We start from the raw sequence: 13996 nt of genomic DNA, 5'->3' as shown, positions 1-13996 counted from the left end.
GCGGCCGCCGGCGTCAAGCCTTGGCGGAGGGATGCCACACAGGCTGAAAGCCGTGACGCAGGATGGCAACCGTCGTTTCCGGGGTCAGCAGCACCAGCGTCTCGTCCTCGAACCGACCCAGGCTGGTAGGCGGGCCGTATCCGGCAAAAGACCATGGCAACGCCTTGCCGTGGCACAAGGCGTAGGTGCTGCCGCCGGTTGCGATCATCGCGCCGTCGGGCAGGCGGGCAAGCGCGTCCATCGCGACGGCAGGCCGTTTGCCACCCGACGCCAACCGCTCCTTGTGCAGCCGCTTGTCCACCTGCGGCGCGCGCGGCTCGGCAATGACGAAGGCTTGGCCGAAGCGCCTGACAAAATCCCTGGCTCGTTCGCGCTGGCAAAAGAAGCAGGGACGATGCCCGGCGGCGAGCGCCGTCACCTCGTCGAGGAAGAACAATTCGGTCCAGCCGGCCTTGCCACCGGCCCGGTTGCGGCCCATCGGCTCGCGCCGCACATTGCGGAATTGGCACACGCAGATGATCCAGGCCTGAAGCGCCCAGCGCTTTTTCAGGAGCGTCTTTGTCGCGGGGTCGTGGATGATGCCGCGATTGCCGGTGAACAGGCCGCGCTCCGGCACGGCATGAATGGCGCCGAACGGATCGACCCGGTTCTGCAGTGGCATGGTTTTCTCCTGGGATACGCATCTTGGCTGCGATACTGGCGGCATGATATCGCTGGTTTCCTCGTTTTCATGTCAGCAGGGTTTGCCATGCGGGTGCTGGTGGTCCAGAACTTCGACAATACCGGCCTTGGCCAGGTTGGCGCGGCGCTCGCGGAAGCGGGTGCCGATCTCGATGTGCGCCTTCCCTACAAGGGTGATGCGCTGCCACGGGACGCAACCGGCCATGATGCCATGGTGGTGCTCGGCGGTGGCCAGACTGCACTGGACGACGAAGACTATCCCTATTTCCCGGCGCTGCTGGAACTGACCCGCGATTTTGCCGGCAAGGACCGCGCAGTGCTCGGCATCTGTCTCGGGGGTCAACTCGTCGCCCGCGCCTTTGGCGGCGAAAACCGCATTGGCGGCGCCAATGAATTCGGCTGGCGCGGCGTGTCGTTGACCCCGGATGCCAAGGCCGACCCAGTGCTGTCTGCACTGCCGGAAACATTCCCGATCTTCCAGTGGCATGACGATACATTCGAGCTGCCGGACGACGCCGTGCGGCTCGCCGGCAACGATGTCGCCGAAAACCAGGCGTTTCGGGTCGGCCGCGCCGTCTACGGCTTCCAGTTCCATTTCGAGGCCGACCGGCCGCTGGTGAAGGACTGGAGTTCCTCCTTCGCGCCGACCATTGCCGCGCGCCATCCCGACTGGGCCGGCGAGCTCGAGGACGAAATGGCCCGCAACGGCCCTGATGCCGATGCTGCCGGCCTCGCCATCGCCCGCGCCTGGGTGGCGACGATCTAAGCATTCGCTTCCGCGTCCTACCGCGTGACATAATTGGCACGTGGGCCGGAATCCGTCTGGGGAAAACCCTTTCATCCTTGGCTTGTGTCCGCCCGCTATCCTAGAAGGCGCGCGCTATATCGGCTGTGCAACCGGGATGAACCTTTTGTGTGACCCGTGCGACACACCATCGATACAGAACACGCCTAGAAGCGCGAAATCGTCGAAACTTTGAAGCGATTTTTCCGTTTCAACGCATTGGTAACCGCCTCGTGCACAGATGCAGAAAGCTCAACAAGAGATGACGTCCGTGAAAGCAGCTCTTCTGTCCTTTGCCATGCTGTCCGCCATCGTGCTTTGCGGCCTTGGCATCTATGCCGCCGATGCCGCCAACAACCACAATGCGGTCGACGGCTACGGCGTCACCGCCTCCCTGCGCTAAAGCCCAGGCATCGCTCGCGCGAGTATCCCTCGCGCCAGTATCCTCGCGCCCTTGGGCGCCGGGGCCTCAAGGTTCCTTTATCGACATTTCCAGGATGCGTTTGTCCGCGCCGTCCACGACGAGCGCGGTAAGCTTGCCTGACTGCCAGGCAAGCGTGTCGACATTGACGCGGTTGGCCATCACTTCCGCCTCGGGGACCGGCGTGTGGCCATGCACCACGATCTTCGGGAGGAGACCGGTGTGATCGTGGAAGACGTCACGGATCCAGATCAGGTCCTGGATATTCTGTTTCTCCAGCGCAATGCCTGGCCTTATGCCGGCATGGCAGAAGAAGAAGTCGCCTGACGTCACCGAGAACGGCAGCGACCGCAGGAAGTCGATATGGCTTTGCGGCACGGCTGCGAGCAAGGCTTGGTGGCCCTTGCGCATGGCTGACTCGGCCTTGCCGAACCAAATGCCGCTGCCGTTGTTGATCGTCACCCCATAGGATTGCGCGGTCTGGATGCCGCCAAAACGGAGGAAGAGCCCTTCGGGGTCGGGTGTCTCGAGAAAGTCGAGAAAGCCGAGGTCGTGGTTGCCGGCCAGCATCATGTTTCGCTGATCGCGTTCGCGCGCTTCGATCAGGAAGTCGATGACGCCCTTGGAGTCGGGCCCTCGATCGACATAGTCGCCAAGATGGATGATGCGCCAGTCCGCGACCAGGTCCCTGGCGATCTCGGCCTCGATCTGTCCGTGCATGGCGGCCAGCAGGTCGAGCCGGCCATGCACGTCGCCGATCGCGTAGAGACGCACGCCGTCCGGCCCGCGTGCGTCGAGGAAATGGATGCCGGGTTCCGCCAAGGTTCTGGTATCTCCGTGGTCAGATGTCATGGCCTAGCGCCGGAGTTGGTCCTTGCCCATGTCGGTGACCAGACGCTTTCCGCACAGCGCCAGCGTGATGTCCATCTCCTTACGGATGATTTCCAACGCCTTGGTAACCCCTTCCTTGCCGAGCGCGCCCAGGCCGTAAAGAAACGGCCGGCCGATATAAGTGCCCTTGGCGCCCAGGCAGAGTGCTTTCAACACATCCTGGCCGGAGCGGATGCCGCCGTCCATATGCACTTCTATTCTGTCGCCGACCGCATCCGCGATCTCTTCCAGCGCCATGATGGAGGACGATGCGCCGTCGAGTTGGCGGCCGCCATGATTGGAAACGATGATGGCATCGGCGCCGGTGTTGGCTGCCATCAGCGCGTCCTCCTTGTCGAGGATGCCCTTGAGGATCAGTTTGCCGCCCCAGCGCTCCTTGATCCAGGCGACGTCCTTCCACGACAGGTGCGGATCGAACTGTTCGGTCGTCCATGACGACAACGAAGCCACATCGCCGACGCCCTTGGCATGGCCGACGATGTTACGGAAGGTACGGCGCTTCGTGCCAGCCATGCCCATCCACCAGCCAGGCCGCACAGCGATGTTGGCGATGTTGGCGAGCGTCATCTTGGGCGGCGCCGAAAGCCCATTGCGGACGTCCTTGTGGCGCTGGCCGAGGACCTGCAGGTCGAGCGTCAGCACCAGCGCCGAGCACTTCGCCGCCTTCGCCCGGTCGATCAAGTTGAGGACGAAATCCTTGTCGCGCAGCACATAGAGCTGGAACCAGAACGGTTTCTTCGTCACCGACGCGACATCCTCGATCGAGCAGATGCTCATCGTCGAAAGCGTGAACGGCACGCCGAATTCCTCAGCCGCCTGCGCTGCCAGCATCTCGCCGTCGGCGTGCTGCATGCCGGTCAGGCCTGTCGGCGCAAGCGCCACCGGCATCGACACTTTCTGGCCGATCATGGTCGATTCCAGCGAGCGGTTGCTCATGTCGACCAGCACGCGCTGGCGGAACTTGATCTTCTGGAAGTCTTCCTCGTTTGCCCGGTAGGTGCTCTCGGTCCAGGCGCCGGAGTCGGCATAGTCGAAGAACATCTTGGGCACGCGCCGGCGCGCGAGATCCTTGAGGTCTGCGATGGTGAGAATGTCGCTCATGATGGTCCCCGCTTGATCGAATTAACTAGGAGCGGCTGCGCGCTGGTTCGCTGCCGCCGGTTTCCGAGCGCTGCCTTAGCCTCAGCCGCGACACGCGTTGCCAGTCGCCGCTGCGCTCGGCTTCCGCCATCGAGCGCTCGACATAGGTCATGTGGTCCATCGCCGCCTGGCGGGCGGCGGCCGGATCGCCAGCCCTGACCGCGGTGTGGATCGCCCGGTGCTGCGCCAGCAGCGCCTCTCGCGCGCCCGGCACGGTGAACACCAGCAGCCGGTTCTGGAACACGCCTTCCGATAAGAGGCGGTAGCAGGAGCGCAGCGTGTGCAAGAGCAGGATGTTGTGCGCGCATTCGCAGATCGCGTGGTGGAATTCAACGTCGATTTCCGCCTCGTCGTCGAAGTCGCCGGTACGATGCGCCTCATCCATGCGCGCCATGATGCGGTCGAGCAGGGCGAGGTCTTCGGGTGTGGCACGCCGTGCCGCGTATTCGGCGGCTATGCCCTCGACCTCGCGGCGATACTCCAGATAGTCCGTCACCGCCTTGCGATGCGTCGAGATCAGGTCCGCCACCGGCTTGGTAAACAACTGGCCGATAATGTCGGCGACATGCGTGCCGCCGCCGGCCTTGGTCGTCAGCAACCCACGTCCTTCGAGCGCCTTCAGCGCATCGCGCAGGATGGGCCGCGACACATCGAACTGACGCGCCAGTTCGCGCTCGCCCGGCAGCCGGTCGCCAGTGCGCAGCACGCCTTCGAGGATGAGGCTTTCGATCTGCTGCACGACTTCGTCGGCGGTGCGCGAATGCTCGATCCTGGAGAAAATATCGCTCAAAGGAAGCGCCTGGGGACGGAATGAATGTCGCGCAGATTAAAGCGTCTGTCGCCAACTGGTCAAATTATTTATCCAATTCGCCTGGTTCGGTCGATTTTCGCATCGCGCCGGCACGTCGCCTCGCGCTAAACTTTGCTGTTTACGTCCCTTGTCGATTGCCGCAAGACGGCACCATTGCACGAAGGGTCGAAACCAGGGGGACCAGACGTGTCGGACGAGACGTCCAATCTTGAATTCCAGTCGCGCAGCCAAGGCAGCGTCATGGGCTTTCCGGCGCATGAAGGCCGGCCCGGCGCGCTCGGCGAGGTTCATGCCCGTCCGCATCCACTCGTCGAGAAGCCGCGCGTCCTCGTCCAGCTCTCCTTCATGACCGAAGGAGGCTCCGCGGTCGACCATGCCGTGCTTTCGGAACTGTCGCGCCGCCTCGGCATCGCCGCCCCCGAGCGTCATGCCCGCCACCACGCCATGAAATGGGGCAAGGGCACGCTGCGCTGGGAGCGGCATACGGAGTTCTCGACCTATCTCTGGGAAGGACCGCTGGCCGAGAATGGCCGGGGGCAAGAGGATTCGCCGTTCGGCAATGGCTTTTCGCCGCCGGGAACCGTCATCTCGGGCATCCGGCTCGAGATCCGCAAGTGGACGCAGGCGAACGAGAGGCTGATCGCCGGCTTCGACCCGACCAGCCTCTGTCACTCGCTCGTCGAGCGCGGCAGCGCGGCTATTGTCACCGACTTCCGCCAGGACGGCGATGGCATGACCCGCATGCTGGTGCTTGATCGTGGTCTGACCCCGGCCAGCACCGGCGCGCTGTCGCAGCGGCTGATCGACATCGAGACCTACCGCACGCTTGCCATGCTCGGCTTGCCGCTGGCGCTCACCTTGTCCAGCCGCGCCCGCCGCATCGAGGATCGCTTGGCACAGACGACCCTGGAAATGAAAGTTGCCGAGACCCGCGACAGCCAGACGCTGCTCGCCGACCTGACGGAGCTTGCCGCCGAACTGGAGGCTGATGCCGCTTCCAGCCTTTACCGCTTCGGCGCCAGTCGCGCTTATGACGGCATCGTCACTGAAAGGCTCGAGGCACTGGATGAGGAGCCAGTGCTGGGCTACGACACCTGGGCGGGCTTTCTGCTGCGGCGCATGGCGCCAGCCATGCGCACCTGCCGCTCGGTCGAGGAGCGCCAGGCCAATCTGTCGCGAAAGCTGACCCGTGCCACCACGCTGTTGCGCACCTGGGTGGATGTCGAGGTCGAGAAGCAGAACCGCGATCTGCTCGCCTCGATGAACAACCGCGCCCGGCTGCAACTGCGCCTGCAGCAGACCGTCGAAGGGCTCTCGGTCGCCGCCGTCTCCTACTATGTGGTGGGCCTCATAGGCTATGTCGCCAAGGGCGCGTCGGTCTTTGGCCACGCTTTCGCGCCGGAGGTCGTTACCGCCGCATCGGTGCCTGTCGCCATCCTACTGGTCTGGTGGGGCGTGCGCAGGGTGCGACAGATGCATTCCGAGCCGGCGAAGCATCCGGCCGAATAGACCGCGCCAAGCTTCGAAGCGCGATGGATGTGCAGCGGCAGATTGCCGCTGCGGAAGCCTTGCCTGCATCCGCCCCGGATGCCATCAAAGCAAGGTTTGCAACAAATGTCCCTAGCTGGTAAATCATTTTTACCAGTTGAGTGGAGGAAGCGCCGATGTCCGGCCTTGCCATGCCCAAGCCAGACGCCGAGACGCTGCGCCGGCGCAGCGAAATCGTCGCCGACATGCGCATCATCGTGCCGGGCGAGGGCGTGGTCGACGCGGCCAACGAAATGCGGGCCTTCGAGAGCGATGGCCTGACCGCCTACCGGCAAGTGCCGCTGGTCGTGGTCCTGCCGGAGACGGTGGCGCAGGTTTCCCGTCTGCTGAAATACTGCAACGACCGCAACATCCGCGTCGTGCCGCGCGGATCCGGCACCTCGCTGTCGGGCGGCGCGCTGCCGCTGGAAGACGCGGTGCTGCTGGTCATGAGCCGGTTCAACCGCATCCTGGAGATCGATTTTCCCAACCGCATCGTCGTCGCCCAGCCTGGCGTCACCAATCTCGGCATCACGTCCGCCGTCGAGCAGGAGGGTTTCTACTACGCCCCCGACCCATCATCCCAGATCGCCTGCTCGATCGGCGGCAATGTCGCCGAAAATTCCGGCGGCGTGCACTGCCTGAAATATGGTCTCACCGCCAACAATGTGCTTGGCATCGAGATGGTCCTGATGAATGGCGAGGTGGTGCGGCTCGGCGGCGGCCACCTCGATGCGGAAGCCTATGACCTGCTCGGCGTCATGACCGGTTCGGAAGGTCTGCTCGGCGTCGTCACCGAGGTCACCGTGCGCATCCTGAAGAAACCGGAGACGGCGCGGGCGCTGCTGATCGGCTTTCCGACCAGCGAGCAGGGCGGCCAATGCGTGGCCGACATCATCGGCGCCGGCATCATTCCGGGCGGCATGGAAATGATGGACCGGCCGGCGATCCATGCGGCGGAAGATTTCGTCCATGCCGGTTATCCCCTCGACGTCGAGGCGCTGCTGATCGTCGAACTCGACGGGCCGGGCGTCGAGGTCGATCATCTCATCACCGCGGTCGAGGCGATCGCCATTCGCAACGGCTCGACCACCTGCCGCATCTCGCAGTCCGAGCAGGAGCGGCTGAGTTTTTGGGCCGGCCGCAAGGCGGCCTTCCCCGCCGTTGGCCGCATCTCGCCCGATTACTACTGCATGGACGGCACGATCCCGCGCAAGGAGCTGCCGCGCGTGCTGGCCGGCATGCGCGAGCTGTCGGAACAATACGGCCTCGGAGTCGCCAATGTCTTTCACGCCGGCGACGGCAATCTGCATCCCCTGATCCTTTATGACGCCAACGTGCCTGGTGAACTCGACAAGGCCGAAAGCTTTGGCGCTGACATTCTGAGGCTTTGCGTCAAGGTCGGTGGCGTGCTCACCGGCGAACATGGCGTCGGGGTCGAGAAGCGCGACCTGATGCCGGAGATGTTCAACCAGGTCGACCTCGACCAGCAAATGCGCGTCAAGTGCGCCTTCGATCCCAATCATCTGCTCAATCCCGGAAAGGTGTTCCCGCAACTGCGCCGCTGCGCCGAACTGGGGCGCATGCATGTGCATCGCGGGCAGGTGGCGTTTCCCGACATTCCGAGGTTTTGATGGACATGTTGGCGCTTGAACACCCCCCTCTGTCCTGCCGGACATCTCCCCCGCAAGGGGGGAGATTAGCAGTTCCGGCGTCTCGCCGTTCAACAGACATTGGATGTTGGCGAAATCCGATGCGGCATCTGATCTCCCCCCTTGCCGGGGAGATGTCCGGCAGGACAGAGGGGGGTGTGAAGAAACGCGACCTATCACTTCTCGCCCGCTTTGCGGGGCAGAGGAAGGGCACGCGTGCATGACCATCTTCACCCCCACCACTTCAGCCGAAGTCCTCTCCACGGTTGCCTGGGCGACGGCAGAAGAAGCATCGCTCGAAATTCTCGGCCATGGCTCCAAGCGCGGCATCGGCCGTCCGTTGCAGACCGAGCATACGCTCGACCTGTCGAAACTCTCGGGCGTGACCCTCTATGAACCCGCCGAACTGGTGCTGTCGGCCAAGTCAGGCACGCCGCTGGCCGAGATCGAAAGGCTGCTGGCTGAAAACGGCCAGCAGCTTGCCTTCGAGCCGATGGACTACGGCCCGCTGCTCGGTGGCGAGCCGGGCAAAGGCACCATCGGCGGCGTGCTTGGCGCCAACCTGTCCGGTCCGCGCCGGCTGAAGGCGGGTGCCGCGCGCGATCATATCCTGGGCATCAACGTCGTCTCCGGCCGGGGGGAAGCTTTCAAGTCGGGCGGCCGCGTGGTCAAGAACGTCACCGGCTACGATATGTCGAAGCTGATGGCCAACAGCTGGGGCACGCTGGCCGTCTTTACCGACGTCACCTTCAAGGTGCTGCCTGCGGCCGAGACCGAAGTCACGCTCGCTGTGCGTGGCCTGCTCGATGATGCAGCCTGCGCCGCCATGGCCTTGGCCCTTGGTTCCAGCGCGGAAGTATCGAGCGCTGCCCATCTGCCGGAGCGCATCGCTGCCCGCGTGGCCGGCGGGACGCTCGGCAGTGAAGCCGCCACGCTGCTGCGCGTCGAGGGCTTTGGCCCGTCGGTTGCCTATCGCATCACCGCGCTGAACACCCTGCTCGGCAAGGCCGGGCCGCTGGAGGAGATTTCCGGTGAGACCTCCAAGGCAATCTGGCGCGACGTGCGCGATATCAGGCCCTTCGTTGACGGCAGCGAAAAGCCTGTCTGGCGGGTCTCGATGACGCCCGCACAGGGGCACCAGATGGTTCTGACCCTACGCATGCAGGCCGCCGTCAGTGCCTTCTACGACTGGCAGGGCGGGCTGGTGTGGCTGCGCATGGAGGAGGGCGATCCCGAAGCCACCCTGCTTCGTGGGCTGTTGCGGAAACATGGCGGCGGCCACGCGACGCTGGTGCGCGCTGCCCCCGCCCATCGCGCCGCGCTACCGGTGTTCGAGCCGCAGGCGCCGGCGCTTGCCGCGCTGAGTCAGCGCCTGAAACAGGAATTCGACCCGAAGAACATCCTCAATCCCGGCCGCATGGCCTAGGACATCAGAGATGCAGACCAATTTTTCGCCCGCCCAGCTTGCCGACCCTGATGTCGCCGAGTCCGAAAAGATCCTGCGCAAATGCGTGCATTGCGGTTTCTGCACCGCCACCTGCCCGACCTATGTGACGCTTGGCAACGAGCTCGATTCGCCGCGCGGGCGCATCTACCTGATCAAGGACATGCTGGAAAACGGCCGTCCCGCCGATAAGGAAATCGTCACTCATATCGACCGCTGCCTGTCCTGCCTGGCCTGCATGACCACCTGTCCGTCGGGCGTCAATTACATGCATCTGGTCGACCATGCTCGTGCCCATATCGAGGAAACCTACAAGCGGCCGCTGCTCGACCGACTGACTCGCGCTATGCTGGCTTTCGTGCTGCCTTATCCCCAGCGCTTCCGCGCCGCGCTCAAGCTTGCGAGGCTGGGCAAGCCTTTCATCAGCCCGTTCGAGAAGATTCCTGCACTGAAGCCGCTCGCCGCGATGCTCAAGCTCGCGCCTGAATCGATCCCGGCGGCCTCGCCGATGGCTTTGCCGGGTGTCCATGCCGGGCAGGGGGCGAAAAAGGGCCGCGTCGCCATCCTGACCGGCTGCGCGCAATCGGTGCTTGACCCCGCCATCAACGACACCACCATCTCGCTGCTGACGCGGCTCGGTGTCGAGGTCGTGGTGCCACCGGGCGAGGGCTGCTGCGGCGCCCTGGTTCATCACATGGGGCGGGAAGAAGCCGCCCTTGCCTCGGCCAGGCAAAATGTCGATGCCTGGACACGCTCCATCGAGCAGGGCGGGCTCGACGCCATTGTCATCACCGCATCGGGTTGCGGCACGACGATCAAGGATTACGGTTTCATGCTGCGGCTCGATCCGGCCTATGCCGACAAGGCCGCGCGCGTGTCGGCGCTGGCCAAGGACATCACCGAATATCTGGCAAGTCTCGAGCTCCCTGAACCGGTGCGCAAGCCGGGCACGGTCGTTGCGTATCACTCGGCCTGCTCGATGCAGCACGGCCAGAAGATCACCCGGCAGCCGACGGAGCTGCTCGCCAAGGCCGGTTTCATTGTGCGCGAGCCGCGCGAGGGCCATCTCTGCTGCGGCTCGGCCGGCACCTACAACATCCTGCAGCCCGAGATTTCGGCCAGGCTGCGCGATCGTAAGGTGAAAAACATCGAGGCGACGGGCGCCTCGATCGTCGCCACCGGCAATATCGGTTGCATCACGCAGATCGCATCCGCCGCCAGCATGCCGGTGGTGCACACGATCAAACTGCTCGACTGGGCCTATGGCGGGCCGAGGCCGGATGGCATCCTGGATGAGAGCCTCGTCGCGGCGGAGTAGGCCGGGCGCTATTCCGCCGCAAGCCTGTCGGCCGTGCCGTAGGTCGCCTCGTAGAGCGCGCGCTGGCGGCTGAGCGCGACCATGGTATTGCGCAGCAGGATCGCCACCGTCAGCGGACCGACGCCTCCCGGCACCGGCGTGATCCACGAGGCCACTTCCTTGACGCTGTCGGTGTCGACGTCGCCGACGATGCGGCTCGTGCCGTCCGGTCCGACCTCCGAATTGATGCCGATGTCGATGACGGCGGCACCCGGCTTGACCATGTCGGCCTTGATCAGCCGCGGCTTGCCAACAGCGACGAACAGCGCATCGGCGCGCCGCGCATGGGCAGCGACCGACCGTGTCATATGATGGCAGACCGTCACCGTCGCGCCTTCGCTCATCAGCAGGAAGGCGATCGGCTTGCCGACGATTTCCGAATGGCCGACGATGACCACTTCCAGCCCCTTGAGGTCGAGGCCGGTTTCCTTGAGCAGTTCGACCGAGGCGGCCGCCGTGCAAGGTGCGAGATCGAGCTGGTTGTACACGATGTTGCCGATCGAGGCCGGATGCATGCCCTCGACGTCCTTCAGCGGATGCACGGCCGCCTGCAGCATCTTGATCGGGATATGCGCCGGCACCGGCCGCTGGATGATGATGCCGGTGACACGCGGATCGGCATTCAGCCCATGGATGGCTGCTTCGAGTTCACCTGAGGTGATCGTGGCGGGAAAGCGCCGTTCCTCGAAATCGATGCCGGCGAGTTGAGCCTTGGCACGCTGGTTGCGCACATAGACGTCGACGGCGTCGGTATCGCCGACGGTGATCGAGATCAGCTTGGGCGGAAAGCCCTCGGCCTTGGCAATGGTCGCGTCCTCGCGCACGGCGGCGATGATGCGCTGGGCAACCGGGCCGCCCCTGAGATAGCGGCTGTCGTCGGACAGGGACATGGTTCGAACCTTTGGTGGGGAAATTGTGCACTGCAATAGCAGAGCACGGCCCGGAAATCAGCCCTGAAAACGAAACACCGTGCCTCCGGGGCGACCTGTCGCACCGTGAAACGAAAAGGGCAGCCCGGTTACCCGTGCTGCCCTCTCGTGACTGGCCGTATCCCCACACGGCCCGTCCCCCGTTAACTCGTTGCCAGTCTAAGCACGTCTTCCAAAAGTGCGCTATGACTTAAGGGCAACAGCGCGCCAAAACCTGCTCAGCACTGCTTAACCGGCTGATTCGCCGCCACTATATCACCTCGACGGTGGTTCCGACATTGACCCGCTCATAAAGGTCGACCACGTCCTCGTTGCGCATCCGGATGCAGCCCGATGATACCGCGCCGCCGATCGTCCAGGGCTGGTTGGTGCCATGGATGCGGTACTCGGTCGTGCCGAGATAGAGAGCGCGCGCGCCGAGCGGGTTTTCCATGCCGCCGGCCAGATAGGTCGGCAGGTATCGGCCCTTGGCCGCTTCGCGCTTGATCATCTCGGCCGGTGGACGCCAGTCCGGCCAGACGCGCTTGTTGGTGATCTTGTGGGTGCCCGACCATTCGAAACCGGGCTTGCCGGTGCCGACGCCGTAGCGCCGCGCTTTGCCGTTCTTCTCGACCAGATAGAGGAAATTCTGCGTGGTATCGATGACGATGGTGCCCGGCTTCTGGGCGCCGTCATAGGCAACTTCCTGCGGCAGGTAGACGGGGTTGATCTGCCGGCGCATGACCATGCGTTTGGCAGGCGCCTGCACAGCGGCCGTCTGTACGCTGTCGGGCTGTGCCGGCTGCGCGGTGCGCTGGCGCGGCTGCTGCTGCACGGCCTGTCGGTTCTGCCGCACGATTCCGGGCGCATGGCCGAGCTGCAGCACCCAGGGCGCGGAAAGGTCGGGGCTCACCATCACCGGCGGTCTGTCGGCATAACGGTCGTTGGCGGTTGAGGGTGTGACGCCGGCGGCAAACACAGCCACGGCGCCGAGCAAGGGAAACAGAACTCTTTTCATCGGGAACGCACCTTGATCGTCTAATACGCCGGGCAAGAACGCTCCCGGCTTGCGCGATCATTGGCGGCGAGCAGCAACCGAAACATGAATCGGAATGCGTAAAATGCGGTTCTGTCAGTAAACTCTTTGGTGTGGTTACCGCCCGGTTCAGGAATCTGGTAAAGCCACGGTAAAGACAGCGCGCAAGCGCGTTAACGGATGGATTTCTTGGGATGAGCAATGAAAACACCGGCCTGCTTGCCGGTCCTGACGGTGTCGTGCGCTGCTTCTGGCACGGCAATCTGCCCGATTATCTGGATTACCATGACCATGAATGGGGCCGGCCGGTGGCCGATGACCGCAGGCTGTTCGAGAAGATCTGCTTGGAAGGGTTTCAGTCGGGCCTGTCCTGGCTGACCATTTTGCGCAAGCGGGAGAATTTTCGCGAGGCCTTCGCTGGCTTCGACTTCGATAAGGTCGCCGCCTTCAACGAACGGGATGTCGAGCGCCTGCTCGGCAACGCCGGCATCATCCGCCATCGCGGCAAGATAGTCTCGACCATCAACAACGCCAAACGCGCCCGCGCGATGGTGGATGAGTTCGGCTCGCTGGCCGCCTGGTTCTGGAAGTTCGAACCCGGCAAGGAGGAGCGGCCGGAGATCGTCGACCTCGCCCATCTGCGCGCCAACCCGACCAGCGCGGTTTCCGTTCGGATTTCGAAGGACCTGAAAAAGCGCGGCTGGACTTTCGTCGGCCCGACCACCGTGTACGCCTTCATGCAGGCCATGGGCCTGGTCAACGACCATCTCGAAGGCTGCGTGTGCCGTAAGGAGGTCGAGAAGCAGCGGAAGGCTTTCCAGCGGCCGAAATAGCCGCGGGCAGCTCAGGTGCCGTTGGCGCTGGCCAGGAACAGCCCGGCGACGATTGCGGCCACCGTGGCGACCGTCGGATAGATCACCAGCAGACCGGTCACCAACGCGTCGCGCAGGGAAGGATCCTTGCTGGTGCCTGCCGGCACATCGAACGGCCCGGCAGCCTGACCAACCATTTGCGGTGCATGGGTGCCCGCCGGGCGCAGGCGCGTCGGCACTTCGCCGGCCTCGCTGTTGGCCTCAAATTCCGTTGCGCTGGTCATGTCCCGAACCCCTTCGTTTCGGTGCGCTATATCGGCCGCGATTGTGTCGGCACGATGCCGCGCCCGTGGCGGCATTGTTTCATTTCTGGTGTGTTTTTGTTTCAGGGGGTTTCGATTCTTCCTGATCTTGTCGGGTGCGCTCCGGGGCGCCAACCCTTGCCGCTCCCGGCTTCATCGGTTAGGAAACGCGCGCTGTGAACGCGCTAGATTTGCCGCGTCACGAAGTCATGAACATCGGGTGCCCAGAT

Annotated in this window: 14 protein-coding genes; 7 read left to right on the top strand and 7 right to left on the bottom strand. The window is 64.0% G+C overall.

What is annotated here, in order from left to right:
- Positions 1 to 13: 13 nt before the first annotated feature.
- Positions 14 to 661, bottom strand: a complete 648-nt coding sequence (locus LB516_RS00170; protein ID WP_224598716.1) for a hypothetical protein — start codon at positions 659 to 661, stop codon at positions 14 to 16.
- Between the two features lie 87 nt (positions 662 to 748).
- Between LB516_RS00170 and LB516_RS00165 the strand changes: the two genes are divergently transcribed.
- Entirely contained in the window at positions 749 to 1447 is a 699-nt protein-coding gene (locus LB516_RS00165) for a type 1 glutamine amidotransferase (RefSeq protein ID WP_224718919.1), read from the top strand.
- 289 nt (positions 1448 to 1736) lie between these two features.
- Complete coding sequence (locus tag LB516_RS28795; protein WP_013893872.1) at positions 1737 to 1868, top strand: hypothetical protein; 132 nt, start codon at positions 1737 to 1739, stop codon at positions 1866 to 1868.
- Between the two features lie 66 nt (positions 1869 to 1934).
- On the opposite strand, the gene LB516_RS00160 is transcribed toward LB516_RS28795, so the two are convergent.
- The 3 genes from LB516_RS00160 to LB516_RS00150 are packed head-to-tail and all read right to left on the bottom strand — an operon-like array spanning position 1935 to position 4707.
- Complete coding sequence (locus tag LB516_RS00160) at positions 1935 to 2708, bottom strand: metallophosphoesterase (protein WP_140821705.1); 774 nt, start codon at positions 2706 to 2708, stop codon at positions 1935 to 1937.
- A 33-nt stretch (positions 2709 to 2741) separates the two neighbouring features.
- Positions 2742 to 3878: an alpha-hydroxy acid oxidase gene (locus LB516_RS00155; protein WP_015316498.1), complete on the bottom strand. Its 1137-nt coding sequence runs from the start codon at positions 3876 to 3878 to the stop codon at positions 2742 to 2744.
- A gap of 25 nt (positions 3879 to 3903) precedes the next feature.
- The gene (locus LB516_RS00150) at positions 3904 to 4707 is read right to left on the bottom strand and encodes an FCD domain-containing protein (RefSeq protein ID WP_015316499.1); all 804 of its coding nucleotides are present in this window, start codon (positions 4705 to 4707) and stop codon (positions 3904 to 3906) included.
- 207 nt (positions 4708 to 4914) lie between these two features.
- Between LB516_RS00150 and LB516_RS00145 the strand changes: the two genes are divergently transcribed.
- The 4 genes from LB516_RS00145 to glcF all read left to right on the top strand — a co-directional run bounded on the left by LB516_RS00145 (position 4915) and on the right by glcF (position 10669).
- Positions 4915 to 6237 (top strand): DUF3422 family protein, encoded by a 1323-nt coding sequence (locus LB516_RS00145; RefSeq protein WP_140821116.1) that lies wholly within the window; start codon positions 4915 to 4917, stop codon positions 6235 to 6237.
- A gap of 155 nt (positions 6238 to 6392) precedes the next feature.
- Complete coding sequence (locus tag LB516_RS00140; protein WP_224683114.1) at positions 6393 to 7889, top strand: FAD-linked oxidase C-terminal domain-containing protein; 1497 nt, start codon at positions 6393 to 6395, stop codon at positions 7887 to 7889.
- A 238-nt stretch (positions 7890 to 8127) separates the two neighbouring features.
- The gene (locus tag LB516_RS00135) at positions 8128 to 9333 is read left to right on the top strand and encodes an FAD-binding protein (RefSeq protein ID WP_224683113.1); all 1206 of its coding nucleotides are present in this window, start codon (positions 8128 to 8130) and stop codon (positions 9331 to 9333) included.
- 10 nt (positions 9334 to 9343) lie between these two features.
- Complete coding sequence (gene glcF / locus LB516_RS00130) at positions 9344 to 10669, top strand: glycolate oxidase subunit GlcF (protein WP_224718695.1); 1326 nt, start codon at positions 9344 to 9346, stop codon at positions 10667 to 10669.
- Between the two features lie 8 nt (positions 10670 to 10677).
- Here the strand turns inward: glcF and LB516_RS00125 are convergent, their stop codons facing one another.
- Complete coding sequence (locus LB516_RS00125) at positions 10678 to 11598, bottom strand: bifunctional 5,10-methylenetetrahydrofolate dehydrogenase/5,10-methenyltetrahydrofolate cyclohydrolase (RefSeq protein ID WP_140715542.1); 921 nt, start codon at positions 11596 to 11598, stop codon at positions 10678 to 10680.
- A 289-nt stretch (positions 11599 to 11887) separates the two neighbouring features.
- Positions 11888 to 12634 (bottom strand): L,D-transpeptidase, encoded by a 747-nt coding sequence (locus tag LB516_RS00120; protein ID WP_140660870.1) that lies wholly within the window; start codon positions 12632 to 12634, stop codon positions 11888 to 11890.
- Between the two features lie 212 nt (positions 12635 to 12846).
- Here LB516_RS00120 and LB516_RS00115 point away from each other — a divergent pair, with 212 nt between their 5' ends.
- Positions 12847 to 13485, top strand: coding sequence for a DNA-3-methyladenine glycosylase I (locus tag LB516_RS00115; protein WP_140725614.1), 639 nt, complete (start codon positions 12847 to 12849; stop codon positions 13483 to 13485).
- 11 nt (positions 13486 to 13496) lie between these two features.
- Here LB516_RS00115 and LB516_RS00110 read toward each other — a convergent pair whose 3' ends face one another.
- Positions 13497 to 13748: a hypothetical protein gene (locus LB516_RS00110; protein ID WP_015316507.1), complete on the bottom strand. Its 252-nt coding sequence runs from the start codon at positions 13746 to 13748 to the stop codon at positions 13497 to 13499.
- Between the last annotated feature and the right edge of the window lie 248 nt (positions 13749 to 13996).

It is taken from the genome of Mesorhizobium sp. CO1-1-7 (genome assembly GCF_020164885.1).
GTDB classification, from domain to species: Bacteria; Pseudomonadota; Alphaproteobacteria; order Rhizobiales; family Rhizobiaceae; genus Mesorhizobium; species Mesorhizobium australicum.
The sequence above is the reverse complement of the archived record's forward strand: the minus strand, read 5'-3'. Positions and strand labels throughout refer to the sequence as shown.